The 25,934-nt window shown below is 55.2% G+C and carries 25 protein-coding genes and 1 pseudogene; 17 read left to right on the forward strand and 9 right to left on the reverse strand.

Annotated features, from left to right (window positions below; genetic code table 11):
- Window positions 1-112 precede the first annotated feature (112 nt).
- Window positions 113-673, reverse strand: a complete 561-nt coding sequence (locus KP80_RS20870; protein WP_052285560.1) for a lipoprotein — start codon at window positions 671-673, stop codon at window positions 113-115.
- Between the two features lie 191 nt (window positions 674-864).
- Window positions 865-1,065 (reverse strand): twin-arginine translocase subunit TatE, encoded by a 201-nt coding sequence (gene tatE, locus KP80_RS20875; protein WP_052285561.1) that lies wholly within the window; start codon window positions 1,063-1,065, stop codon window positions 865-867.
- Window positions 1,066-1,429: 364 nt separating this feature from the next.
- Between tatE and rimJ the strand changes: the two genes are divergently transcribed.
- The 4 genes from rimJ (at window position 1,430) to murJ (ending at window position 5,373) form a co-directional block, all read left to right on the forward strand.
- Window positions 1,430-2,014, forward strand: a complete 585-nt coding sequence (gene rimJ / locus KP80_RS20880) for a ribosomal protein S5-alanine N-acetyltransferase (RefSeq protein ID WP_052285562.1) — start codon at window positions 1,430-1,432, stop codon at window positions 2,012-2,014.
- Between the two features lie 10 nt (window positions 2,015-2,024).
- Complete coding sequence (locus tag KP80_RS20885) at window positions 2,025-2,678, forward strand: YceH family protein (protein WP_052285563.1); 654 nt, start codon at window positions 2,025-2,027, stop codon at window positions 2,676-2,678.
- A gap of 4 nt (window positions 2,679-2,682) precedes the next feature.
- Window positions 2,683-3,606 (forward strand): Gfo/Idh/MocA family protein, encoded by a 924-nt coding sequence (locus KP80_RS20890; RefSeq protein ID WP_052285564.1) that lies wholly within the window; start codon window positions 2,683-2,685, stop codon window positions 3,604-3,606.
- 231 nt (window positions 3,607-3,837) lie between these two features.
- On the forward strand, window positions 3,838-5,373 hold the full coding sequence (gene murJ / locus KP80_RS20895; protein WP_052285565.1) for a murein biosynthesis integral membrane protein MurJ: 1,536 nt from the start codon (window positions 3,838-3,840) through the stop codon (window positions 5,371-5,373).
- A gap of 43 nt (window positions 5,374-5,416) precedes the next feature.
- On the opposite strand, the gene flgN is transcribed toward murJ, so the two are convergent.
- The 3 genes from flgN to flgA form a co-directional block, all read right to left on the reverse strand.
- Window positions 5,417-5,845 (reverse strand): flagella biosynthesis chaperone FlgN, encoded by a 429-nt coding sequence (gene flgN / locus KP80_RS20900; protein ID WP_052285566.1) that lies wholly within the window; start codon window positions 5,843-5,845, stop codon window positions 5,417-5,419.
- Between the two features lie 5 nt (window positions 5,846-5,850).
- Entirely contained in the window at window positions 5,851-6,144 is a 294-nt protein-coding gene (flgM, locus tag KP80_RS20905; RefSeq protein ID WP_052285567.1) for a flagellar biosynthesis anti-sigma factor FlgM, read from the reverse strand.
- 96 nt (window positions 6,145-6,240) lie between these two features.
- Window positions 6,241-6,900, reverse strand: coding sequence for a flagellar basal body P-ring formation chaperone FlgA (flgA, locus tag KP80_RS20910; protein WP_052285568.1), 660 nt, complete (start codon window positions 6,898-6,900; stop codon window positions 6,241-6,243).
- Between the two features lie 156 nt (window positions 6,901-7,056).
- Here flgA and flgB point away from each other — a divergent pair, with 156 nt between their 5' ends.
- The 11 genes from flgB (at window position 7,057) to flgL (ending at window position 17,079) form a co-directional block, all read left to right on the forward strand.
- Window positions 7,057-7,473 carry a flagellar basal body rod protein FlgB gene (flgB, locus tag KP80_RS20915; RefSeq protein ID WP_052285569.1) on the forward strand — a complete coding sequence of 139 codons (417 nt, stop codon included), beginning with the start codon at window positions 7,057-7,059 and terminating at the stop codon, window positions 7,471-7,473.
- A 3-nt stretch (window positions 7,474-7,476) separates the two neighbouring features.
- Complete coding sequence (gene flgC, locus KP80_RS20920; RefSeq protein ID WP_052285570.1) at window positions 7,477-7,881, forward strand: flagellar basal body rod protein FlgC; 405 nt, start codon at window positions 7,477-7,479, stop codon at window positions 7,879-7,881.
- Window positions 7,882-7,892: 11 nt separating this feature from the next.
- Complete coding sequence (gene flgD / locus KP80_RS20925) at window positions 7,893-8,591, forward strand: flagellar hook assembly protein FlgD (protein ID WP_052285571.1); 699 nt, start codon at window positions 7,893-7,895, stop codon at window positions 8,589-8,591.
- A 106-nt stretch (window positions 8,592-8,697) separates the two neighbouring features.
- Complete coding sequence (flgE, locus tag KP80_RS20930) at window positions 8,698-9,963, forward strand: flagellar hook protein FlgE (RefSeq protein WP_052285572.1); 1,266 nt, start codon at window positions 8,698-8,700, stop codon at window positions 9,961-9,963.
- Window positions 9,964-9,983: 20 nt separating this feature from the next.
- Window positions 9,984-10,739, forward strand: a complete 756-nt coding sequence (locus KP80_RS20935) for a flagellar basal body rod protein FlgF (RefSeq protein ID WP_052285573.1) — start codon at window positions 9,984-9,986, stop codon at window positions 10,737-10,739.
- Window positions 10,740-10,747: 8 nt separating this feature from the next.
- Window positions 10,748-11,530, forward strand: a complete 783-nt coding sequence (gene flgG / locus KP80_RS20940) for a flagellar basal-body rod protein FlgG (protein ID WP_052285574.1) — start codon at window positions 10,748-10,750, stop codon at window positions 11,528-11,530.
- 95 nt (window positions 11,531-11,625) lie between these two features.
- Window positions 11,626-12,324 carry a flagellar basal body L-ring protein FlgH gene (flgH, locus tag KP80_RS20945; protein ID WP_052285575.1) on the forward strand — a complete coding sequence of 233 codons (699 nt, stop codon included), beginning with the start codon at window positions 11,626-11,628 and terminating at the stop codon, window positions 12,322-12,324.
- A gap of 11 nt (window positions 12,325-12,335) precedes the next feature.
- Window positions 12,336-13,433: a flagellar basal body P-ring protein FlgI gene (locus KP80_RS20950; RefSeq protein ID WP_052285576.1), complete on the forward strand. Its 1,098-nt coding sequence runs from the start codon at window positions 12,336-12,338 to the stop codon at window positions 13,431-13,433.
- On the forward strand, window positions 13,433-14,383 hold the full coding sequence (gene flgJ, locus KP80_RS20955; protein WP_052285577.1) for a flagellar assembly peptidoglycan hydrolase FlgJ: 951 nt from the start codon (window positions 13,433-13,435) through the stop codon (window positions 14,381-14,383). Before KP80_RS20950 ends, flgJ begins: the two co-directional genes overlap by 1 nt.
- A 63-nt stretch (window positions 14,384-14,446) precedes the next feature.
- Window positions 14,447-16,126, forward strand: coding sequence for a flagellar hook-associated protein FlgK (flgK, locus tag KP80_RS20960; protein ID WP_052285578.1), 1,680 nt, complete (start codon window positions 14,447-14,449; stop codon window positions 16,124-16,126).
- A gap of 14 nt (window positions 16,127-16,140) precedes the next feature.
- Window positions 16,141-17,079, forward strand: a complete 939-nt coding sequence (gene flgL, locus KP80_RS20965) for a flagellar hook-associated protein FlgL (protein ID WP_052285579.1) — start codon at window positions 16,141-16,143, stop codon at window positions 17,077-17,079.
- 84 nt (window positions 17,080-17,163) lie between these two features.
- On the opposite strand, the gene KP80_RS20970 is transcribed toward flgL, so the two are convergent.
- Window positions 17,164-18,375 (reverse strand): MFS transporter, encoded by a 1,212-nt coding sequence (locus KP80_RS20970; protein WP_052285580.1) that lies wholly within the window; start codon window positions 18,373-18,375, stop codon window positions 17,164-17,166.
- 109 nt (window positions 18,376-18,484) lie between these two features.
- Between KP80_RS20970 and KP80_RS20975 the strand changes: the two genes are divergently transcribed.
- Entirely contained in the window at window positions 18,485-19,444 is a 960-nt protein-coding gene (locus tag KP80_RS20975; RefSeq protein WP_052285581.1) for a LysR family transcriptional regulator, read from the forward strand.
- Between the two features lie 45 nt (window positions 19,445-19,489).
- On the opposite strand, the gene rne is transcribed toward KP80_RS20975, so the two are convergent.
- Window positions 19,490-22,750 carry a ribonuclease E gene (gene rne, locus KP80_RS20980; RefSeq protein WP_052285582.1) on the reverse strand — a complete coding sequence of 1,087 codons (3,261 nt, stop codon included), beginning with the start codon at window positions 22,748-22,750 and terminating at the stop codon, window positions 19,490-19,492.
- 676 nt (window positions 22,751-23,426) lie between these two features.
- On the opposite strand from rne, the gene rluC reads away from it, so the two are divergent.
- The gene (gene rluC / locus KP80_RS20985) at window positions 23,427-24,380 is read left to right on the forward strand and encodes a 23S rRNA pseudouridine(955/2504/2580) synthase RluC (protein ID WP_156315708.1); all 954 of its coding nucleotides are present in this window, start codon (window positions 23,427-23,429) and stop codon (window positions 24,378-24,380) included.
- Window positions 24,381-24,405: 25 nt separating this feature from the next.
- On the opposite strand, the gene KP80_RS20990 is transcribed toward rluC, so the two are convergent.
- Entirely contained in the window at window positions 24,406-25,638 is a 1,233-nt protein-coding gene (locus KP80_RS20990) for an MFS transporter (protein ID WP_052285584.1), read from the reverse strand.
- Between the two features lie 106 nt (window positions 25,639-25,744).
- Window positions 25,745-25,934, reverse strand: a pseudogene (locus KP80_RS20995) (hydrolase); the annotation flags it as partial.

The following is a 25,934-nucleotide window of genomic DNA, read 5'->3' on the forward strand; positions in this document are numbered from 1 at the left end:
GTGGGATTGCAGTCATTTTTGCCGGGCACTAAGGATAAGCGTAAACGTTTTCCTTTGCATCTCTTTTAGCTAAAAAAATGCCCGGCGATGGCCGGGCATTCTTACTGATGAATCAGTTAGTGAACGGGATGATAATTTCCCCTGGCTTCACTTCGATACCTTTGGCATATTTTTTCGCCAATGCTTCACCCTGGCTAGCGTCTTCTCTTAGCACATAGGCTGGCTGTTTATTAAAGTAGGTGCGCAGGGACTGGTTCAGGTAAGGAATAAGCGTCTGAACCACGGACTGCATTTTTTCCGGTGTCACTTTAGCATCCTGAACTTCCATCTCTTGCAAATAGATGGCGCCTTGTTCCTGATTAAATACCGGCAGCGCTTTAAGCGTCAGGACAATGTTAGCTTTCTGGCTTCCAAACAGTGAGTTCAGATCCAGCTTTGCATCACCACTAAGGGTGATTTTATTCGGTTCCTCACGGCCAATCGCGCTGGTGAGATTGTTGAGTACGATGTGCGCGTCGGCGACGCCGGGGAGCCCAATATCTTTGGAGAAATTATTACGCTTTTGCAGCGCCTGATTAATTTCCTGCTCGCTGACCGAATACTGCGTAAGCTGGTTACAGCCGACAACCAGACCGCTGACGATCAGGGCGGCAATGACAAACAATTTATTCATGTAGTTCCTCAACGAGATGCATCGTGTTCATCCTGACTAAAAGCAGCATACGCTGGCAATAGGTTTAAGACAGCGGAAAACGCTGAAAGTGCCACAGTCAGGTGAAATCGAATGCCGGGAGCCGATGTTATATCGCAGGCAGCGCCCGGTACAGGTGAATTTAGCCACGGGTAAAGCCGCAATACATAATCCTATTTATCGTGGTTTTCACCTGGTTTTTTCTCATTCAGAAAATCGGCGTCGTTGTTCATGGCGTCATCGTTGATCGCTTTTTTGAATCCTTTCAACGCGGCACCTAAATCACTGCCGAGCGATGCCAGTTTTTTGGTGCCGAACAGCAAAACGACCAATGCCACGACAACTAACAGTTTGGTAATACTAATTTCACCCATCATGGAGCCTTTATAGGAATAAATATTGATACAGCGTCGTCGCCATAGAATACACGATAGCGATATAGCAAGAATCTCAGGTCGCGAATTTTCGCAAAGTTGAAGGGGTTTTATTTGACGCGAAATGGCAAAAAAACGGTGTTCAGCTGAATAAATAACCGATCTGGCTTTTCCCCCATTTCTCAAAAGGTTAGAAAGGACCAGAAACATCTTCATTTTGCTGGTCGCCTTCACTGTTTCACGTATTGCCAGCAAGACCTGTTTTTTATCACAATGCAAAATAATAGATTGTTGTTTTCATTGGCTGCCGTCGTGCAGGTATAGTGAAGCGACCAGGGTATAGGTTAGGTACGGGAGTAGTGAGATGTTTGGCTATCGCAGTAGTGTGCCGAAAATTAGATTGACCACAGACCGTCTGGTTGTGCGCCTGGTTCATGACCGGGATGCCTGGCGTCTGGCGGATTATTACGCCGAAAATCGGCAGTTTTTAAAACCCTGGGAACCTGTCCGCGACGACAGTCACTGCTATCCTTCGGGCTGGCAGGCGCGACTGTCGATGATTAATGAGTTCCATAAGCAGGGAACGGCTTTTTATTTCGCGTTGCTCGATCCGGAAGAGAAAGAGATTATCGGCGTGGCGAACTTTTCCAACGTCGTGCGCGGCTCGTTCCACGCCTGCTATCTCGGCTATTCTATCGGCCAAAAGTGGCAGGGGCAGGGGATGATGTACGAAGCGCTTTCCAGCGCTATCCGCTATATGCAGCGCACGCAGCATATTCACCGTATTATGGCCAACTACATGCCGCACAATCAGCGCAGCGGTGGCCTGCTGGCGCGACTGGGTTTTGAAAAAGAAGGCTATGCCAAAGACTATTTGTTGATTGACGGCGAGTGGCGCGACCATGTGCTCACGGCGTTGACGACCCCCCAATGGACTGCTGGTCGATAAGGAGACAACAATGAAATATCAACTGAGCCCGCTTGAGGCCCGCGTTATCGGCTGCCTGTTGGAAAAACAGGTCACGACCCCCGAACAGTATCCCCTGTCGATAAACGGCGTGGTTACGGCCTGCAACCAGAAAACTAACCGTGAACCGGTGATGACGCTGAGCGAAGCGGAAGTCCAGGATCAGCTCGATATGCTCGTCAAACGCCATTATCTGCGCACGGTCAGCGGTTTTGGTAATCGAGTCACTAAATACGAACAGCGTTTTTGTAATTCTGAATTTGGCGATCTGAAGCTCTCCACCGCAGAAGTGGCGCTGGTGACCACTCTGTTGCTGCGCGGCGCACAAACGCCGGGTGAACTTCGCGGCCGGGCTCAGCGTATGCACGAGTTTAGCGATATGGCTGAAGTTGAAAATACCCTTGAGCGCCTCGCGACTCGCGAAGATGGCCCGTTTGTGGTCCGCTTGCCGCGCGAGCCAGGAAAACGCGAAAGCCGCTATATGCACCTGTTTAGCGGTGAGGTTGATGTGCAGTCAATAGCAACCGGCCAGCCCGATGCGCCGGTGATTGATGACGATCTGCGTTCACGTGTGGAAGCGCTGGAAGGTGAGGTTGCCGAGTTAAAACAGCGTCTGGATTCACTGCTGGCGCACCTTGGGGAGTAATCAGATGGCTAAAATTCGCATTGGTGTGGTTGGTCTGGGGGGTATCGCTCAGAAAGCCTGGCTGCCGGTACTCAGCGCAGCAACCGACTGGACGCTCCAGGCGGCCTGGTCGCCGGGCAAAGAGAAGGCGCTGCGGGTCTGTGAAACCTTTCGTATGCCCTATGCCGACTCCCTGGCCGCATTAGCGGCCCAGTGTGATGCGGTCTTTGTACACAGTTCAACAGCCTCTCATTACGCCGTGGTCAGCGAACTGCTCAATGCGGGCGTCCATGTCTGTGTTGATAAGCCGCTGGCTGACAAACTGGATGACGCTGAACGTCTGGTAGCTTTGGCTGCGCGTAAAAATCTCACTCTGATGGTCGGTTTTAACCGTCGATTCTCGCCGCTGTACCAGCAGTTAAAACAGCGGGCAGGGGAGATGTCCTCGCTGCGTATGGATAAGCATCGTACTGACAGCGTGGGGCCAAACGATCTGCGTTTTACGCTGCTGGATGATTATTTGCACGTGGTGGATACCGCACTGTGGCTCGCAGATGGCAAGGCGAAGCTCACTAGCGGTACGCTGCAAACCACCGATGAAGGCTGTATGTTCTACGCGGAGCATCACTTTAGCCAGCCCGGCCTGCAGATTACCACCAGCATGCACCGCCGAGCCGGTAGCCAGCGCGAGTGGGTGCAGGCCGTGACCGACGGCGGACTTTATGAGGTGACCGACATGCGTGAGTGGCGTGAAGAACGCGGCGCCGGCATTGTCACTCAGCCGATTCCCGGTTGGCAAACTACGCTTGAACAGCGCGGTTTTGCGGGCTGTGCGCGGCACTTTATTGAGTGCGTGCAAAACCAAACGGTGCCAGATACGGCGGGCGAGCAGGCGATTTATGCCCAGCGGATTGTGGAAGGGTTGTGGCGTGAGGCTATTCGCGAGTAACTCTGTTTCCTATTGGCTGCGTGCGGTTTTCCGTTCACAGGAAAAGGGGCATCATCTATCGCCTGACGAAAGGTGAACAGAACCCCGCACTCAGTCGGTAAGTTCTGCTGAAAACCCACATCAGCTGTAACAACTGGCAGTAGCAATTCATCCCGAACCCGGTAGACTAACGCCACTTTTTCAGCGCTCTACTTATGAGTGCTTTGAACCGGGTTGTGGAATCACAGATTAATGAACCTACTTAAATCGCTGGCAGCCGTCAGCTCGATGACCATGTTTTCACGCGTGCTGGGTTTTGCGCGTGATGCGATTGTGGCGAGGGTATTCGGTGCCGGTATGGCAACCGATGCCTTCTTCGTGGCGTTTAAGCTGCCTAACCTTCTGCGTCGTATTTTTGCCGAAGGCGCGTTCTCACAGGCATTCGTCCCCATTCTTGCCGAGTACAAAAGTAAGCAGGGTGAGGATGCAACCCGCGTCTTCGTCTCTTATGTCTCCGGTCTATTGACGCTAGCGCTGGCGCTGGTGACGGTGCTGGGGATGATTGCCGCGCCGTGGGTGATCACCATTACCGCGCCCGGTTTTGCTGACACCGCCGATAAATTCGCACTCACCACGCAGCTGCTGCGCATTACCTTCCCTTATATCCTGCTGATCTCGTTGGCTTCGCTGGTGGGGGCGATTTTGAATACCTGGAACCGTTTCTCGGTTCCCGCGTTTGCGCCCACGTTCCTGAACGTCAGCATGATAGGCTTTGCGCTGTTTGCTGCGCCACATTTCAATCCACCGGTGCTGGCACTGGCATGGGCGGTCACGGTCGGCGGCGTGCTGCAGCTGGCTTATCAGCTGCCGCATTTAAAGAAGATCGGTATGCTGGTGCTGCCACGCATTAATCTGAAAGATGCGGGCGCGGTACGTGTGGTTAAGCAGATGGGTCCTGCTATTCTGGGTGTTTCGGTGAGTCAGATTTCTCTGATTATTAACACCATTTTCGCCTCTTTCCTGGTCTCGGGTTCCGTCTCGTGGATGTACTATGCCGATCGTTTAATGGAGTTCCCTTCCGGCGTGCTGGGCGTGGCGTTGGGGACAATCCTGCTGCCGTCTCTGTCAAAAAGTTTCGCCAGCGGCAACCATGATGAGTACTGTCGTTTGATGGATTGGGGACTGCGTTTGTGCTTTCTGCTGGCGCTGCCAAGCGCAGTGGCGTTGGGGATTCTGGCAAAACCACTGACCGTGGCGCTGTTCCAGTACGGCAAATTTACCGCCTTTGACGCAGCAATGACCCAGCGCGCGCTGGTGGCATACTCCGTTGGCCTGATGGGGCTGATTGTGGTCAAAGTGCTGGCACCCGGCTTCTATTCACGCCAGGACATTAAAACACCGGTGAAAATCGCCATTGTGACGCTGATTATGACCCAGGTGATGAACCTGGCGTTTATTGGTCCGCTTAAGCACGCCGGGCTGTCACTGTCGATTGGTCTGGCGGCCTGTCTTAACGCCGCATTGCTCTACTGGCAGTTGCGTAAACAGAAAATATTCACCCCACAGCCGGGCTGGCGCATGTTCCTGGTGCGTCTGGTGGTCTCGGTGATCGTCATGGCGGCAGCGCTGGTCGGTATGATGTACGTGATGCCGGAATGGTCGGTGGGAACCATGCCATATCGCCTGCTACGCTTAACTGCCGTGGTGGTGGTCGGGATCGTGGCTTACTTTGCGACGCTGGCGATTCTCGGGTTCAAAGTGAAAGAGTTTGCTCGCCGGACGGCGTAATAGAAATGCACTTCGCGGGGCACATTCTGCTGCCCCGCAAGCGTTAAACTGAGAATTTCTTCGCGCTACGCGCCAGGCCACCGCCTGCGGTTTGCCCATCTTTCCCGTAAAGCCCCGTTTCCTGGAACGGTTTGAGGACGTCAATCGCCTGCTGATTACGTTCAATCTGGCCTTCAAGCAACCAGCCGTTATGCTGATTCACGCGGCGCAGATGCTGTGTGGTATCGGTGATAGCCTGCCAGCGATCGCTGACATCTTCTTCGGCGTTTCGCTGTGCCGTTTGTTCGACCCGGCGCTGCTTCTCCAGATAATCTAACGTTGCCAACAGAGAGCTTTTCTCTTCCGTTATGCTGGCAAGTTGCAGGCCATTGACGTTGCCTGCGGAGAGCTGCTGCTGCTCAGCATCCATCACCTCTTTGAGTGAGTTGAGGATGCTGGTCATTTGGTCGAGAATTGCTGACAAACCGCTCATCTTATTTATTTACTCTGCAGATAATCTTGTGTGTCCTGGATTAATGCGTCGGCAATCTTACCGGTGTCCATTTTTAATTCGCCGTTGCGGATGGCGGTTTTCAGCTCTTCCACGCGAGCCATATTAATATCGCTGCTGCCGGAACGGGTTAATGCCGTCTGCGCATTGCTTAAGGTCACGCTCGCGCTGGTGGCGGTGGTGGTTTTATCCGCACGAGTTTTCTGCGCGCTGGCTTCCTGCGTTTCGCGCTGCTGTACGGGGGTAACCGCTTTCAGAGGTGATGTACGATCAATGCTCATGGTTCTTTCCTCATGGAGGCTCTTGTATGGCGCAGGCGCCGACTCTCATTAATTGTTAATTATCTATCGGCAACCGATACAGTTTCTTTATGACGTTTATAGATTAATCAGAATATTCCCATCAGTATTGACCTGTCCGCTCACAACCTGACCAGACGGCATACGTACCCGCGCACTCTGCGCCACGGACGCATTGTTTAATGCCTGGCCTTCGCTGTTAATACTGAATCCTTCACCCTGCGCAATCACCATCACCTTCTGCCCGGCCTTCACCCGCCATGACTGGCGTACCATCGACAGCTGAATCGGCTGTCCGATAGCGACATCCCGTAGGCTAATGGCATCTTCCGCCTGGGCCAGCGTCAGCATGGTTCGTGGCGGAAGCTGATCGAGTCGCCCGCGCATTAGGGTCACGCTTTGCGCCTCAATCGGTGAACCGCGCACGATTGGCGCAGCGGCAACCACGTAATCACCGATGGCCTGTACGCTAACCTGCAAATACTGTTTCGCATTCCCACACTGTGCCAGCACCGTGATATTTCCCCACAGGCGCGAATTCCCCGGCGTATTAAACGCAGGCTCGTCGCAGGCAAGCTTCAGGTTTTGCGCATTGCGCAAACTCACGCTGACCTCGTTGCTAAAGCCGGTTAGCCGCTGAGTAAAAAAATCGGTCAACTGTGTCTGGATATCAGCCGCCTGAACAAGTGGGCTAAAGGCCAGTAGCGCAGCGGTAAACGGGGCAATGAGCTGACGCATGGAACACTCCAGTGGATGGCGAATGTACGCATTTTACCCAACTTGTTCCTACATCAACGCAATAAATAGCGACGCATATTGTGCTTATTCCAACGATGACGCGCAGGGGCGGAGAATTAAGCTTATAGCTGAAACTTTGCCATTAGCGGAGGAGACATGCTCGATAAACTCGATGCCGCACTACGTTTTCAGCAAGAAGCTCTAAACCTGCGCGCTGAGCGTCAGGAGATTCTGGCCGCCAATATTGCTAACGCCGATACCCCGGGGTATCAGGCGCGCGATATTGATTTTGCCAGTGAACTTAAAAAGGTCATGACGCGCGGGCGCGCGGAAAACAGCGGCGTTGCGCTGACCTTGACCTCTTCACGCCATATTCCCGCCCAGACAATTTCGACACCTGAAGCTGACCTGCTGTACCGCATTCCCGACCAGCCTGCGATGGATGGTAACACCGTCGATATGGACCGGGAACGTACGCAGTTTGCCGATAACAGCCTCCAGTACCAGACCGGGCTTACGGTTCTGGGCGGACAAATCAAGGGCATGATGAGTGTCCTGCAGCAGGGGAACTAACCCATGGCATTACTCAATATCTTCGACGTCGCGGGCTCTGCGCTAACTGCTCAGTCCAAACGTCTGAACGTGGCTGCCAGTAACCTGGCAAACGCCGACAGCGTGGCGGGGCCGGATGGGCAGCCGTATCGCGCTAAGCAGGTGGTTTTCCAGGTCGATGCGCCAGTCGGTGCCGCGACCGGCGGCGTGAAGGTGGCCGATGTGGTGGAAAGCCAGGAACCCGACAAGCTGGTCTATCAGCCGGGGAATCCGCTGGCGGATGCCAAGGGCTATGTCCGCATGCCGAACGTGGATGTCGTCGGTGAAATGGTTAACACCATGTCAGCGTCACGCAGCTATCAGGCGAACGTTGAGGTGCTGAATACCGTGAAAAGCATGATGCTCAAAACGCTGACGCTTGGACAATAAGGAGATAACCCATGTCCGTCGTATCCAATATTAATGACACTTCCAGCAGCCAGGCGGCGTCCTCATCATCATCGGTGAGCAGCACCGGCACCAACAGCTCTTCAGATCTGCAAAGTAGCTTTCTGACGCTGCTGGTGGCACAGCTGAAAAACCAGGACCCAACCAACCCGCTGCAAAACAACGAACTGACTTCACAGCTGGCGCAGATCAGCACCCTGAGCGGTATTGAGAAGCTCAACACCACGCTGGGTTCCATCTCCGGACAAATCGATAGCAGCCAGTCTCTGCAGGCAAGCTCATTGGTCGGTCACGGCGTGATGATCCCAGGCTCGACCATTCTTGCGGGCAAAAACAGTACCAGCGAAAGCGTGGATACCACGCCGTTTGGTATTGAGCTGACGCAAGCAGCAGAAAAGGTCACCGCCACCATCACCGATGGCAACGGCAAAGTGATCCGTACGCTGAACATGGGCGCGCAGACCGCGGGCGTTCATACCTTTACCTGGGACGGCAAACTGGACGATGGCACGGCGGCACCGGATGGCGCTTACAACATCAGCTTTGCAGCGAGTCAGGGCACCACGCAGCTGGTGGTCCAGCCGCTGCAGTTTGCTCTGGTGCAGGGCGTTACCTTGGGCAAAGACGGAAACAAACTGGATTTGGGAACTTACGGCACTACCACGCTGGATCAGGTTCGCCAGATTATTTAAGCCTTGATGCGCGCGGTCTTTCAAGCCGCTTCGGCGGCTGGGGCAATCCCCCAGGCCCTGATGGGACTTGAATGATGCTGCGTATCACTATTTCAGGAGAGACGTAATGGCCTTTTCACAAGCGGTCAGCGGTTTAAACGCGGCTGCCACTAACCTCGATGTTATCGGCAACAACATCGCCAACTCCGCGACCTACGGGTTCAAATCCGGCTCGGCGTCGTTTGCCGATATGTTCGCCGGCTCCAAAGTGGGTTTGGGCGTAAAAGTTGCCGGGATCACCCAGGACTTCACCGACGGCACCACCACCAGTACCGGTCGCGCGCTGGACGTGGCGATCAGTCAGAACGGTTTCTTCCGTCTGGTTGATACCAACGGGGCGGTGTACTACAGCCGTAACGGCCAGTTCTCGCTCGATGAGAACCGGAATCTGGTGAACTCACAGGGGCTGAACCTGACCGGCTACCCGGCCAGCGGTACGCCGCCAACCATTCAGCAGGGTGCGAACCCGGTGGCGCTGTCGATTCCTAACACCTTGATGTCGGCAAAAGCGTCAACCACCGGCACCATGCAGATGAACCTGAACTCGACGGATGACGTCATTACCAAAACGTTCAATGCAAGCGACCCGGATACCTACAGCAAAAAAGGGACTGTGACCGTCTATGACAGTCTAGGTAACTCTCACGATCTGAACGTTTATTATGTGAAAACGGCTGAGAACAAGTGGGACGTCTATACCCAGGATACCAGCGTGAGCGGTGCCGCAGCAGTTAAGGCCGCGCAGATGGCGTTTAACTCCAGCGGTACGCTGGACACGGTATCGAACTATATCGACGATCCGGCCAACCCGGGAACACTGATTCTGGATACGGCAAATGCCAACCCAGAAATCGCCATCAACGTGGCTTCACTCAACGGCTCCGTTGCGGGCACCTTCAACCTCAGCTTCCTCAACTCCATGCAGCAGAACACCGGTTCCAGCGATGTGGTGGCGACCACTCAGAACGGCTACGCGCCGGGCAGCCTGGTGAGCTATCAGGTCAACGACGATGGCTCGGTGGTCGGGAACTACTCCAACCGTCAAAGCCAGCTGCTGGGACAGATTGTGTTGGCGAACTTCTCCAACACCGGCGGCCTGCAGTCGGAAGGCGACAACGTCTGGTCGGCAACCCAGTCGTCCGGCGTGGCGCTGCTGGGTACCGCGGGTACCGGTAACTTCGGTTCGCTGACCAACGGTGCGCTGGAGGCTTCCAACGTCGATCTGAGTAAAGAACTGGTGAACATGATTGTGGCGCAGCGTAACTACCAGTCGAATGCGCAGACCATCAAAACCCAGGATCAGATCCTCAACACGCTGGTTAACCTGCGTTAATTCTCTAACAGGGTGACGTCATGGATCACGCGATATATACGGCAATGGGTGCCGCCAGCCAGACCATGCAGCAGCAGGCGGTCACGGCGAGCAACCTTGCTAACACGTCCACTCCGGGCTTTCGCGCGCAGCTAACCGCAATGCGTGCGGTGCCCGTGGTGGGGCCGTCCGTGGAAACACGTACGCTGGTCGCCGCGACCACACCGGGGGCGGATATGACGCCAGGGCAACTGGATTATACCGCGCGTCCGCTGGACGTCGCTATCCAACAGGATGGCTGGCTGGCGGTGCAATCGGCAGACGGCAGTGAAGGCTATACCCGCAACGGTAACATCCAGGTCAGTCCGACCGGTCAGTTGACTATTCAGGGCAATCCGGTTATCGGCGAGGCCGGGCCGCTTAGCGTACCGGAGGGCTCGCAGGTGACCATTGCGTCGGATGGGACCATTTCGGCACTAACGCCGGGTGACCCGCCGAACACGGTATCACCAGTGGGCAAGCTGAAGGTGGTGAAAGCCAACGCAACGGAAGTGGCGCGCGGTGACGATGGGCTCTTCCATCTTACTCCGTCCGCCATCGCCACGCGCGGGCAGACGCTCCAGGCTGACCCTACGCTGCGTTTACAGTCCGGGGTGCTGGAAGGAAGTAACGTCAAACCGGTGGCGGCAATGGCGGATATGATTGCCAGCTCGCGCCGATTTGAAATGCAGATGAAGGTTATCAGCAGCGTGGATGAAAACACGCAGAAAGCTAACCAGTTGCTGTCAATGAGCTAAGGAAAAATATGATCAGTTCATTATGGATCGCGAAAACCGGTCTCGACGCGCAGCAAACCAATATGGACGTTATCGCCAACAACCTGGCAAACGTCAGTACCAATGGTTTTAAGCGCCAGCGTGCGGTGTTTGAAGATTTGCTCTATCAAACCGTTCGCCAGCCGGGTGCGCAATCATCCGAACAAACGACGCTGCCTTCAGGTCTGCAGATTGGTACCGGCGTCCGTCCGGTGGCCACTGAGCGTCTGCATAGCCAGGGCAACCTGTCGCAGACCAACAACAGTAAAGACGTGGCGATCAAAGGTGACGGGTTCTTCCAGATCCTGCTGCCGGATGGATCGTCGGGCTACACCCGTGACGGCTCGTTCCAGGTAGATCAGAACGGTCAGCTGGTGACCGCCAGCGGTTATCAAGTTCAGCCCGCTATCACCATTCCGGCCAACGCCATCAGCATCACGATTGGGCGCGATGGCATCGTCAGCGTGACCCAGCAGGGCCAGGCAAACCCGGTTCAGGTGGGGCAGTTGAACCTGTCGACCTTTATGAACGACACCGGTCTCGAAAGTATTGGTGAAAACCTGTACATCGAAACCCAGGCGTCGGGCGCGCCGAATGACACCACGCCGGGTTTAAACGGTGCGGGTCTTCTGTATCAGGGATACGTAGAGACTTCTAACGTCAACGTGGCGGAAGAGCTGGTCAATATGATCCAGGTGCAGCGCGCGTATGAGATCAACAGTAAAGCGGTATCAACCACTGACCAGATGCTGCAAAAACTGACGCAGCTGTAAAGGGATGGCCCCGCTTAGCCGGGCTACAAGAGAGTGAGTAGCCCGGCTGAGCGCAGCGATGCCGGGATGTTCCTGAGATTCAGAAGAAGAAAGCAATGCAAAAATCCGCAGCGTTTCGTTTTCCGCTTTTAACCCTCGTCGCCATCAGCGTCGCGGGATGTGCCCTGATCCCGACCAAACCTTTGGTGGAAGGGGCGACGACGGCACAGCCGATCCCCGGTCCGGTACCGGTGGTGAACGGTTCTATCTTCCAGACCGCGCAGCCGATTAACTACGGCTATCAACCGCTGTTTGAAGACCGACGTCCGCGCAATATCGGCGATACGCTGACGATTGTGCTGCAAGAAAACGTCAGCGCGAGCAAAAGCTCGTCGGCGAATGCCAGCCGCGATGGCAAAACTAACTTTGGCTTTGACACCGTGCCGCGCTATCTGCAGGGCCTGTTTGGCAATGAGCGTGCCGATGTGGAAGCGTCCGGTGGCAACACCTTTAACGGCAAAGGCGGCGCGAACGCCAGCAACACCTTCAGCGGGACGTTAACCGTGACGGTGGATCAGGTGTTGGTCAACGGTAACCTGCACGTCGTGGGCGAGAAACAGATAGCGATTAACCAGGGAACCGAATTTATCCGCTTCTCAGGTGTCGTTAACCCGCGCACCATCAGCGGCAGCAACACCGTTCCATCAACGCAGGTGGCGGATGCTCGCATCGAATACGTGGGTAATGGCTACATCAACGAAGCACAGAATATGGGCTGGCTGCAGCGTTTCTTCCTTAACTTGTCGCCGATGTAACGAGGTGAATTATGTTTAAAACTCTGCTAACTCTGGCGCTGGTGCTGGTCACCGGCCTGGCTCATGCCGAACGTATTCGCGATCTCACCAGCGTGCAAGGGGTGCGAGAAAACTCCCTTATCGGCTACGGCCTGGTGGTGGGGCTGGATGGTACTGGTGACCAGACGACGCAAACGCCGTTTACCACCCAAAGCCTTAACAACATGCTGTCGCAGCTGGGCATTACCGTGCCAGCGGGCACCAACATGCAGCTGAAAAATGTGGCGGCGGTCATGGTCACCGCGCAGCTCCCGGCGTTTGGTCGCCAGGGGCAGACTATCGACGTTGTGGTTTCATCGATGGGTAACGCCAAAAGCTTACGCGGCGGAACGCTGTTGATGACCCCAATGAAGGGCGTTGATAGCCAGGTCTACGCGCTGGCACAGGGGAACATCCTGGTCGGTGGTGCGGGCGCGGCGGCAGGCGGCAGCAGCGTGCAGGTTAACCAGCTGAACGGTGGCCGTATCACCGGTGGCGCAACCATTGAGCGCGAACTGCCAACCCAGTTTGGCGCCGGGAACACCATTAACCTGCAGCTTAATGATGACGATTTCACCATGGCACAGCAGATTGCCGACACCATCAACCGTCGCAGCAGCCTGGGTAACGCCACGGCGCTGGATGCGCGTACCGTTCAGGTGCGTGCGCCAACCGGCGGCAGTGGGCAGGTGCGCCTGCTGGCGGATATTCAGAACCTTGAAGTCGGCCTCGCGCCGCAGGATGCGAAAATCATCATTAACTCGCGTACCGGTTCTGTGGTCATGAACCGTGAAGTGACGCTGGATAGTTGTGCTGTGGCGCAGGGCAACCTGTCGGTCACCGTCAACCGTTCCGCGCAGGTCAATCAGCCGGATACGCCGTTTGCCGGTGGCAGAACCGTGGTGACACCGCAAACCCAGATCGACTTGCGTCAAAGCGGCGGCTCGCTGCAGAGCATTCGTGCTTCCGCCAATCTCAACAATGTGGTCCGTGCGCTTAATGCGCTGGGCGCAACGCCGATGGATCTGATGTCCATCATCCAGGCGATGCAAAGCGCAGGCTGTCTGCGGGCGAAAGTGGAGATTGTCTAATGTTGACTGACAGCAAATTACTGGCCAGCGCCGCCTGGGACTCGCAGTCGCTAAATGAGCTCAAGACCAAAGCTGGGCAGGATCCGCAGGCGAATCTGCGGCCTGTGGCGCGTCAGGTTGAAGGCATGTTCGTGCAGATGATGCTGAAAAGCATGCGCGAAACCCTGCCGAAAGATGGTCTTTTCAGCAGTGACCAGACTCGACTCTACACCAGTATGTATGACCAGCAAATCGCCCAGCAGATGACCGCGGGTAAGGGCCTTGGCCTTGCAGAGGAGATGGTCAAACAGCTGTCAGCACAACAAAGTGAACCGGCCGAAAACGTCGGCCAGGTACCAATGAAGTTCGATATGCAGACGATAACCAGCTACCAGAATGCGGCGTTGACGCAGATGGTGCGTAAAGCGCTGCCAAAAGCGCCGGACAGCAGCGATACCCCGCTGTCCGGCGATTCGAAGGACTTCCTTGCCCAGCTCTCTCTGCCCGCGCGTTTAGCGAGTGAGCAGAGCGGTATTCCACATCACCTGATTCTGGCGCAGGCTGCGCTGGAGTCCGGCTGGGGGCAGCGGCAGATCCGTCGTGAAAACGGCGAGCCGAGCTTCAACCTGTTTGGCGTTAAAGCTTCCGGCGACTGGAAGGGCAAAGTCACTGAGATAACGACCACCGAGTTTGAAAACGGTGAGGCGAAGAAGGTCAAAGCCAAATTCCGCGTTTACAGCTCGTACCTGGAAGCGTTGTCGGACTACGTCGGCCTGCTGACTCGCAATCCGCGCTATGCCGCAGTGACTTCGGCATCGACCGCAGAGCAGGGGGCGCAGGCGTTGCAAAACGCCGGATACGCCACCGATCCGCAATACGCGCGTAAATTAACCAGCATGATTCAACAGTTGAAATCGATGAGCGAGAAGGTCAGTAACACCTACCGCAACGATCTCGAAAATCTGTTCTGATTTGCCTCAAGTTTGCAGTCTGCCATCCGATAAGTAATACCATGGCCTTAAGAAGGAGCGTTCATGTCCAGTTTAATTAACAGCGCGATGAGCGGGCTTAGTGCCGCGCAGGCCGCGCTGAACACCACCAGTAACAACATCGCCAGTTACAACGTGGCCGGATACACCCGCCAGACGACGGTGCTGGCTTCAGCCAACAGTACGCTGGGTGCCGGCGGTTGGGTGGGGAATGGCGTCAACGTTTCTAGCGTCCAGCGCGAGTACAACGCGTTTATCACCAACCAGCTGCGTACCGCGCAAAGCCAGAGCACCGGTTTAACCACGCGCTACGAGCAGGTGTCGAAAATCGACAGCATGATTTCCAGCACCACTAACAATCTGTCGACGACGCTGCAGGACTTTTTCAGCAGTCTGCAGACGCTTGTCAGTAATGCCGAAGACCCGGCTGCGCGTCAGACCGTGCTGGGCAAAGCTGACGGCGTAGTGAACCAGTTTAAAGTCGTTGATCAGTATCTTCGCGATCAGGATAAGCAGGTTAACCTGTCTATTTCTTCAACCGTCGATTTGGTGAACAACTACTCCTCACAGATAGCCAGCCTGAACGACAAGATTTCACGGTTAACCGGCGTCGGTGCGGGCGCATCGCCAAATGACCTGCTGGATCAGCGCGACCAACTGGTGAGCGAGCTGAACAAGCTGGTGGGCGTGGAAGTTAACGTCCAGGACGGCAGCACGTATAACATCACCATGGCGAACGGTTATACCCTCGTTGCCGGTAGCAAAGCGAGCCAGCTGGCCGCCGTACCGAGCAGCGCGGATCCAAACCGTACCACTGTGGCCTATGTCGATAATGTCGCAGGCAACGTTGAAATCCCGGAAAAACTGCTAACCACCGGTTCGCTGGGCGGTCTGCTGACCTTCCGTTCCCAGGATCTTGACCAGACGCGCAATAGCTTGAACCAAATGGCGCTGGCTTTTGCTGATGCATTTAACACGGTCCACAAGCAGGGGATTGATGCCGACGGTAAAACGGGAGTCAATTTCTTTAATTTCGGTGATCCGTCCTCCATTGCCAACAGTAAAAACACCGGCGATGCTGAGCTGGGTGTGACGATGACCAAATCTTCCGCCGTGCAGGCCACCGATTACAAAGTGGTGAAAACCGACAGCGGTTGGTCAGTGACGCGTCTGTCTGATAACACCAGCGTTAAACTGGACTCGGATAGCGATCTGGCTAACGGTGTACTGAAGTTTGATGGGTTGACAGTTACCGCACAGTTGAAATCGGGTGGGACTAATCCTGCCGCAACGGGCGACAGCTTTATTGTTAAACCGGTTAGCGACACTATCGTCAATATGGGTGTGGCGATTAGCAGCGAATCGCAGATTGCGATGGGTTTGGCTGATACCACCGGCGCGAGCGTTGGCGAAAGCGATAACCGCAACGGTCAGGCGCTGTTGGATCTGCAAAACAGTAAAGTGGTCGGTGGTTCAAAAACTTTTAACGACTCCTACGCGGCGCTGGTGAGTTCCATCGGTACTAAAACTGCAACGCTTAAGAGCAGCAGCACAACCCAGGCAAACGTGGTGACGCAGTTGAGCAACCAGCAGCAGTCAATTTCTGGCGTCAATCTCGACGAAGAGTACGGCAACCTGCAGCTGTTCCAACAGTACTATCTGGCTAATGCGCAGGTGCTGCAAACCGCAAGCACCCTCTTCGACGCATTAATTAATATTCGCTAAGGAGAGGGAATAACATGCGCGTCAGTACCTTAATGATGTACCAGCAGAATATGAGCGGTATTACTAACTCACAGTCTGAATGGTTGAAGTACGGTGAGCAAATGTCGACCGGCAAACGGGTTAACCGTGCGTCTGACGATCCAGTCGCGGCGTCTCAGGCGGTTGTGCTGTCCCAGGCGCAGGCGCAAAACGCCCAGTTTGCCACTGCCCGTACCTTCGCCACTCAGCGCGTCTCGACGGAAGAGAGCACGTTGAAGCAGGTGACTACCGCGATTCAGTCGGCGCAAGAGAAGATTGTTTATGCCGGTAATGGCACGCTCAGTGACGACGACCGTGCGTCGTTGGCAACCGATCTGCAGGGGATTCGCGATCAGCTGCTGAACCTGGCGAACAGTACCGATGGTAACGGCCGCTATATTTTTGCCGGCTATAAAACGGATACGCCGCCGTTTGATGATTCTGGGACATATGTGGGCGGTAAGATTAACGTGGAGCAGCAGGTAGACTCCTCGCGCTCTATGGTGATTGGCCATACCGGGGACCTGATCTTCGATAGTGCCACCAGTAACGCCAAACCGGATGCCGATAAGAATATTTTCACCGCTCTCGACACCGCGATTGCGTCACTGAACAAGCCGCTCGAAGACGCTGATGATGCGACAAAAGATGCAGAGACGGCTGTCATTGACCGCGCCAACCGCAGCCTGAGCAACTCGCTGAACAACGTGTTGACCGTGCGCGCTGAACTGGGTACTCAGCTTAACGAGTTGGATAAACTCGATGCGCTGGGCGATGACCGCTCACTGGCGCAAACTCAGCAGATGAGTAACCTGGTGGATGTAGACTGGAACTCGACGATTTCCAACTACACCATGCAGCAAACTGCGCTGCAGGCGGCCTATAAAGCATTTACCGACATGCAAGGTATGTCACTGTTTCAACTGAATAAATAATAACATAAGGTTTGAACATATCTGGAAACTGGATATGTTTTTATCGCCCGCGTCATTACCCCGGCGCGGGCTTTTTTTCATCTTTTAATGCGCGCTCAGTGCGGCGTTTCGCAGACGGTACGTTTCACTAATACGAATGGCTAACGCCACCAGACCGGCCACCGTGGCCAGTGCCACCACACCTTCCCAGCCTGCCAACGAATAGACCTGCGTCCCAAGAACGGAGCCAAGCGACATCCCGATAAAGACGCCGGTAAACAGCAGTGCATTCAGGCGACCGCGAGCCTGCGGTTCCAGACTGTAAACCAGGTTCTGGTGGGCGACCAGGCTTGACTGTAACCCGAGATCAAAGCCTACGGCAGCGACTGCAATTAACGCCAGCTGCGCCATTGGGGGAAGAGCAGGGAGCAGGAACATCAGCGCAAATGAAATGCTCACCAGCGCGGCCCCTAGCTGGGTGACTTTCTCCGCGCCGACTTTATCTGCCAGACCGCCAGCCAGCGGTGCGGCAAGCGCACCGGCGGCACCGGCGATACCAAACCCACCGGCTACGGCGCTGCCCATATGGTAATGCTCGGCCAGCATCACCGCGAGCGTGGACCAGAAGGCGCTAAAGGCAACAGAGAGAAAACCCTGGGCCATCGCTGCACGGCGCAATGTCGGGTAGCGTCGCCACAGATGAGCCATCGATGCCATCAACGCCGGGTAACGCAGCTCGGAGTGTGTAGCAAAATGCGGCAGGACGCGCCACAGCAGGATGCCAATCAGCGCGATACTCACCGCCGCGGCCTGATACATCACCCGCCAGCCAAACAGTTCGCCAACGACACCGCTCACGGTACGCGACAGCAGGATTCCCAGCAGCAGACCGGTCATCACCGTGCCAACCATTTTCCCCTGTTTGCCCGCCGGTGCCAGAATAGCGGCCGCTGGAACAATATCCTGTGCCATGGTCGCTGCCATGCCAATCAGCAGGCTTACCACCAGCAGGGAGTGAAACTGCTGCGTCAGACTGTAAACCAGCAGCAATACCGCCAGCGCCAAACTTTTGATAAGAATTAGCGTACGGCGATCATAGCGGTCGCCCAGCGGCAGCAGAAATAAAATCCCCAGCGCATAGCCGGCCTGCGTCAGTGTGGGAATGAGCCCCATTCCCTCGACGCTCAAATTGAGCGTGGCGCCCATCAAAGGCAAAAGGGGCTGTGCATAGTAAATGGCGGCGACGCTGAAACCTGCGCCAAGTGCCAGAATAAAAATCAGCAGGCCAGCGGCCTGTGAAGAAGTGGATGTGGTCATGGGTTTATCCTCAACGGTGTATGGCGTGTATTTTCCGCATCTCAGGGGTGGAGCGGTAGCCGTTGTGGTGGTAAAACAGTTATACGTTCAGCGTATAGGCAATGAGTAGATGAAAAGAAATGAGCGTATAGATCGTGTTGAGCTGATGCGCACTTTTATTCGCATAGTTGAGTCGGGTTCACTTTCCGCTGCTGCTAGGCAAATGGAAACGACGCAGGCGACCATCAGTCGCCGTCTCCAGACGCTGGAAGAGATGCTGGGGGCGAAACTCCTACTGCGTTCAACTCACGCGATGAAGCTCACCGATGACGGTGAGCGCTGCTACCAGCACGCTCGGCAGGTGGTGGAGTCGTGGCTGGCGCTGGAGGATGCGCTGCAGCTGACTGATGAACAGCCCGTAGGGACGCTGCGGGTGCGAGCCCCTCATGCTTTCGGTCAGCAGCAATTGTTGGCACCGCTGGTGGGCTTTCTGGCGCGTTACCCGCAGCTGTCCGTAGAGTGGATGCTGCATGACAAAGCCGTTGATTTTATCAGCGACAATATTGACTGCGCGATTCGCGTGGGGGCGGAGGTTGACCCGGCTACCGTCACGGTGCTGTTGGCCGAGGTACCGAGATGCACTGTCGCTTCACCCACGCTGTTGCAGCGCTTCCCGGACATCGTAGAGCCATCATCTTTGTCGGCGCTGCCATGGATTGCCATCAGCACGTTTTATCAGCATGAAATTGTGCTCAACCATACTGAGAGCGGCCAGATGGCAAATATTACGATAGCCTCCCGGCTGAGTACCGATAGCCTGTACGTCGCAAAAAACGCCGCGTTGGCGGGTGTGGGTGCCGCGGTTGTCTCTAGCTGGACGGTGGAGGATGAGCTGGCAAACGGTTCGTTAGTTGAGCTATTGCCACAATGGCAGACGGCACCATTGCCGGTACATCTGGTTTATCCGTGGGCACGCTATTATCCGGTGCGGCTGCGTAAGTTTCTCGATCTGATGCGTGAAGTTATGCCGCAGATAGCGGGGATGCGGCAACCGGAAAAGAGAGTGCTACCGCGACCGTTTGGGGAATAAAAAAATCGGCCACGAGGGCCGATTTTTTATTTTGCTGCTTTCGGCTTATTCAGCCGATTGCGGGCGCGTTGGTTCAGCGGTTGCTGAATGCGTTGCGCTATGACCGCCTGCGGAGCCTTTTCCTTCAAAACCGAAGGATGGGCGAACCCAGTCGCTGTGACGCGGTGCTTCTGGCACGTAGTCTGGCGCTGGTGCACGGGTCATCGGTGCGGTTGCATGGCTTGCAGCCACAACTGCTGCAGCCGGAGCGGCAACCACAGGTTTCGCTACCACAGCGGGTGCTTCGACCACGGGTTCTTTCGCAACAGGCTCTGCAACCACTGGGGCTGGAGCAACAGGTGCTTCAACTTCAGCAGGCGCTTCAACGACTGGAGCGACTTCTACGACGGGCTCGGCGATCACCGGCGCTGGCGCTTGAACTTCTTCAATCTCGGCTTTCGCTTCGACAGATTCAGTGACAGGCTGTTCAGTTGCTTCAACGGCAGCAGGTGTTTCTTCGGCCACGATTGGCGCAGGCGCTTCTTCCTGAACTGGTGCAGTTTCTTCAACCACTGCAGCGACAGGTTCGGTAACCACTTCTGGTGCAACGGTTTCCGCTGGCTGTACTGGCGTTTCAACAACAGCCGGTTGGACGGCCGCGAGTGGGGCAACAGTCTGCTCAACGGCTTCAACCACGGCTGGCTGCTCAATCACTTCCTGCTCAACAGGCACATCAACGATAGCCTGATCCTGAACTGGGGCAACCGGATAGCGAATCCACACTTTGCCCGATGCCATTTCTGGCGACGCACAAGCGACGGTCAGCGGCATTGGGGACTGTGTTGGATAACGTTCATCACGGTAACGACGACGGCGCTGGCCGCTGACGCGCAGATGACGCGGTGAGCGACGGGAACGACGTGGCATACCGTTGTTATCGCGCGCTTCACCGTTCTCATCCTGCTCAGCATGAACAGGTGCATCCACCACCGCTGGCAAATCAACTTTTGCTAGTGCGGTACGCGGCGCTTCCTGCTGTGGCTCATCAGGAATAAATTCACGTGCAGCGGTCTGCTCGGCGGTTTCGATACGCACTTTCTGCGACAGCTGACGCGGCTTGCGACGCGGCATGTTCTGTACGCGATCTTCTGGTGCGGCTTCCTGAACCACCGGGGCTTCTTCACGGTTCTGCGGTTTCGCTTCCTGCTGCGCTTGACGTTTATCGTCATTGCGGCGGCGGTTACGTTCGCGGCGTGGCTGCTGCTCGTCGCGGGACTTCGATTTATCGCCGTCTTCCGCTACGTTTGCAGTCTGCTGGCGGTTTTCACGCGCTTCGCTTGACTGCTGTGGCTTCTCACGACGGTTACGACGGTTGTCCTCGCGGCCTTCGCGATTTTCGCGCGGCTCACGACCTTCCGCATTTTCGTTACGATCGCTGCGCTCGTTACGGTCACCACGGTCGTTACGACGGTCGTTGCGGTCATTACGATCGCGACGGTTGTTCTGACGTGGTTTACGACGTTCCTGCTGGCGCTCCGGCTTAGATTCCTGCTGTTTTTCTGGCTGAGCTTCAGCCGGTTTTTCCGGCGTACCGGCAAACAGGTTTTTCAACGCAGCAAAGAAGCGGGAAATGAGGCCAGGGGCCGCAGGAGCAGCAGCGACAGCGGCTTTGGCTTTCGGTGCGGCGGCTGAGGTTTCTGCCGTTGGTGCTGGCGGCACTTCCGGCATGACGAAGGTGGCCAGAGCTGGCTGCTCAGGCATTTTACGCTCAGCGATTTCTTCATCAACCGGCAATGCCATCTCTTCTTCGTGCAGCTTAGGCAGCAGATAGCTCAGCGTGGTGGTTTCTTCACCTTTACGCACGCGCAGAACGGAGTAGTGCGGGGTTTCCATCTGATCGTTTGGCACGATGATGCAGCGCACGTCGGTCTGACGGGATTCAATGGCGGTTACCGCAGCACGTTTTTCGTTCAGCAAGTAGGAGGCGATTGGTACAGGAACAATCGCGTGAACCTCTTTGGTATTCTCTTTCAGCGCTTCTTCTTCAATCAGACGCAGAATAGACAGTGACAGAGATTCATTGTCACGCACGGTACCGGTGCCGGAGCAACGCGGGCAAACGTGGTGGCTGGACTCACCCAGTGACGGGCTCAGACGCTGACGGGACATCTCCAGCAGACCAAATCGAGAGATATGGCTAATCTGGATACGCGCACGGTCCTGGCGTACCGCTTCACGCAGACGGTTTTCTACCGCGCGCTGGTGGCGTACCGGGGTCATATCGATGAAGTCGATAACGATCAGGCCGCCAAGGTCACGCAGACGCAGCTGACGGGCGATTTCATCCGCCGCTTCAAGGTTGGTGTTGAATGCGGTTTCTTCGATGTCGCCGCCGCGGGTTGCACGCGCGGAGTTGATATCGATAGCAGTCAGTGCTTCGGTGCTGTCGATAACGATAGAGCCACCGGATGGCAGACGGACTTCACGCTGGAAGGCGGATTCGATCTGCGATTCGATCTGGTAGTGGCTGAACAGCGGGATTTCACCGGTGTACAGTTTAATTTTGCTGCTGAAATCCGGACGACCCAGCGCAGAAATGTGCTGACGCGCCATTTCCATTACTTTCGGGTTATCAATCAGGATTTCGCCAATGTCCTGGCGCAGGTAGTCGCGGAAAGCGCGAACGATAACGTTGCTTTCCTGGTGAATCAGGAACGGAGCAGGGCGGCTTTCAGCGGCTTTCTGGATAGCTTCCCAGTGCTTCATGCGGAAGCTTAAATCCCACTGCAGCGCTTCGGCGGATTTGCCGACGCCTGCGGTACGGACGATTAAACCCATGCCGTCTGGCAGTTCAAGACTGGCCAGCGCTTCTTTGAGCTCGGTGCGGTCGTCACCTTCGATACGGCGAGAGATACCGCCAGCACGTGGGTTGTTCGGCATCAGTACCAGATAGCTGCCTGCCAGGCTGATAAAGGTGGTCAGCGCAGCGCCTTTATTACCGCGTTCTTCTTTATCAATCTGAACGATCACTTCCTGGCCTTCACGCAGCACGTCTTTGATGTTTGGACGGCCATGTGAGTTGTAGTTAGCAGGGAAGTATTCGCGAGCGATTTCTTTGAGGGGGAGGAAACCATGACGCTCGGCGCCGTAATCAACAAATGCGGCTTCGAGGCTAGGTTCAATACGGGTAATTTTGCCTTTGTAGATGTTCGCTTTTTTCTGTTCGTGTCCTGGGCTTTCAATATCCAGATCGTACAGACGCTGCCCATCAACAAGGGCGACACGCAACTCTTCCTGCTGAGTTGCGTTGATTAACATTCTTTTCATCGTAACTTACTCATTATTCTTACATTGACGACTAAGCTGCGAGCAGAGTATTGCCTTTCCGGGGTAGACCGATGGCCTCGTGACTGTTCACGTCGCCAACCTCACGGTTGTCGCTCGTTTAAGAGGCGCAGAGTGTCGGTAGCCTGTGTTTCAAACGGAACCACAGCGCAATTATTTGGGGAACAACCTGGGATAACTCTCCAGAGAAGATTCCATTTATACTCGTCATCTTTTAGAGGCTAGAGGTCTTAGCATCTTACTTGCGTAAGCACGGATGTTTCCCGTTGTGCTCGCTGTCTATCATCTAAAATTCGTACAGTATATGTACCGGTAAGGACTGCAACCCGCAGCCCGCTAACTGTTTGAGCGATCAATACGTCTTACGCCATTGCTGCGTGGATGATCAAACAAACAAAACTGGTCATTCCGTAAATATCCTTGTTATTCCAGGTTCAACACGGAAAACAGCTTCATTATTCCTTGCTAACCTAGTTATAGCAAGATGACTTTCACCTTTTATCACCCGGTTACTCACAGTTTCTTCACCCGTCCGTTGAGATTGTTCTAATAACAAACAACTCGCGGTGGAAAGCACCAGGAGAAAACAGGTCATGCTAAATATAAGCATAGAAAAATGAGTGGCGCTATTGAGCGGGGGTATTTAGAATCGCGCACCATGAAAACTGAGACTCCAACCGTAAAAATGATTGCCATTAGCGCTGATGAAGCCGGGCAACGAATTGATAACTTTTTGCGCACCCAGCTGAAGGGCGTGCCGAAGAGCATGATTTACCGCATCCTGCGTAAAGGTGAAGTGCGGGTGAACAAGAAACGCGTCAAGCCAGAATATAAGCTGGAAGACGGCGATCAGGTTCGCGTTCCGCCGGTACGTGTGGCCGAACGTGAAGAAGATGCGGTGTCTCCGCATCTGCAAAAGGTGGCGGCGCTGAGCGATGTGATTCTTTATGAAGACGATCATATTCTCGTGCTGAACAAACCATCCGGTACCGCCGTTCACGGCGGCAGCGGTTTAAGCTTCGGCGTGATTGAAGGGCTGCGGGCCCTACGTCCGGAAGCGCGCTTCCTTGAGCTGGTTCACCGCCTTGACCGCGATACGTCAGGTGTTCTGCTGGTGGCGAAAAAGCGCTCTGCGCTGCGTTCGCTGCATGAGCAACTTCGCGAGAAGGGGATGCAGAAAGACTATCTGGCGCTGGTGCGCGGGCAGTGGCAGTCGCACGTGAAAAGCGTGCAGGCACCGCTACTGAAAAACATTCTGCAGAGTGGCGAACGTATTGTACGCGTCAGCCAGGAAGGCAAACCGTCGGAAACCCGCTTCAAGGTGGAAGAGCGTTACGAGTTTTCCACTCTGGTTCGCTGTAGCCCAGTGACGGGTCGTACTCACCAGATCCGTGTGCACACGCTGCACGCCGGGCATCCAATAGCCTTTGACGACCGATACGGCGACCGTGAGTTTGACAAGCAGTTGGCGGGCACCGGGCTTAATCGCCTGTTTCTGCATGCCGCCGCGTTGAAATTTACTCATCCGGGAACCGGTGAAGTGATGCGCGTGGAAGCCCCTATGGATAACGTTCTTAAACGTTGCCTGCAGGTGCTGCGCAACCAGAAATAAAAAAAGCGGGCCAGGCCCGCTTTTTTTACGCTATTTCTCGTAGACGAACGGCGACGCTTTTCTCTTTAATCGGCAGGTTCACTAACGCCGCCAGCAGAGCCAGGACAATATCCGCATACCACACCCACATCAGATTCCCTTCGTATTGCATTGCCACGCCACCCAGCCATGCCCCAAAGAAGGCGCCAATTTGATGGCTAAATAACGTAAAGCCAAACAGCGTCGCCAGATAGCGCGTGCCAAAGAGTTTGCCAATAATCCCGGCAGTTGGCGGCACGGTGGCAAGCCAGGTAAAACCAATAGCACAGGCAAAGACGTAGAATGCGGTTTCTGATTTGGACGACAGCAGGAATAGCGCAATCATTACCGCTCGGGACGCGTAAAGCACTGCCAGGATATATTTCATGGGGTAATGCTTGCCGAGAAAGCCCGCGGCAATACTGCCTGCAATATTGCACAGCCCTATCAGCGACAGGCTGATGGCGGGAACCGAAGCATCATGACCACACAGTGCGGCTTCTGAAGGTAGGTGAGTGGTGAGAAACGCCACATGAAAACCGCAGGTCAGAAAGCCGGCATGCAGCAGCAGGTAGCTGGGATTACGAAAGGCAAGGGTAATTTGCTTTTTGAGCCCAGTATCTTCGGCGGCATGTTCGGTTGCTACATGCGTTTCGCGCTTATTGCCACGGCACAACAGCCACGACGGGAAAATCGTCGCCAGCGCGGCTACCGCCAGAAAACCGAGCCCAGAGGCCATGCCACGTAGGCTAATAATCAACTGTACTAGCGGTGCGAAGATAAATTGTCCGACCGAACCACCGGCGTTGATGAGACCGCTGGCCATTGAACCTTTATCCGTCGGCAAGCGGCTAGCAACCACGCCAATCAAAACCGAAAAGCTACCTGCGGCGGCACCGGCTGGGCTCAACAGCCCCTGAGCCAGGGTGAGCGGTAGAAATGACGCCGCCCACAGGGTGCCTAATTGGCCGAGAGCAATCATCACAGCCCCGAGAGCCAGCACGCTGAACGCCCCGCGTTTATCTGCCCAGGCGCCAAACAGCGGCTGGAATGCCCCCCACATGAGCTGACCAATCGCCAGCGCCATACTGATTTCGGTGATGCTCATGGTGGTTTCCATCACGATAGGATGGACAAAAAGTCCCACGGTCTGGCGGATACCCATGGTGATCATCAGGATAATGCTAGCGAGGGTTATGGGGATCCAAAGCGTTGAAGCCGAAGGCGATGAGGTGCTCACGGGAGCACTCCTGTAGTCATGATTATTGATGGCATGAGAGTACTGAGTGCGGTGGCAAAAATCTATCGCGTTTAGCCCACCGACGCGGCGGGCTCAGGTTGATAGGTTATGGTTTTAACCATTTATCCAGCCATGGGAAAACTTCATCCTGCTGTTGGCGGTAAAATACGTGCCCCAGCTCTGGCCAGCTCTTGGTGACCAGCATATCGTCGGCTTTTTGCGATGCCCAAACTTTATGTGCTTTAGTGAAGGCATCGCTGACCGCCTGTGCGGGGAACAGCTTGTCCCTGTCTCTT

The sequence above is a fragment of the Kluyvera genomosp. 1 genome, from assembly GCF_001266615.1.
Taxonomy (GTDB): domain Bacteria; phylum Pseudomonadota; class Gammaproteobacteria; order Enterobacterales; family Enterobacteriaceae; genus Kluyvera; species Kluyvera cryocrescens_A.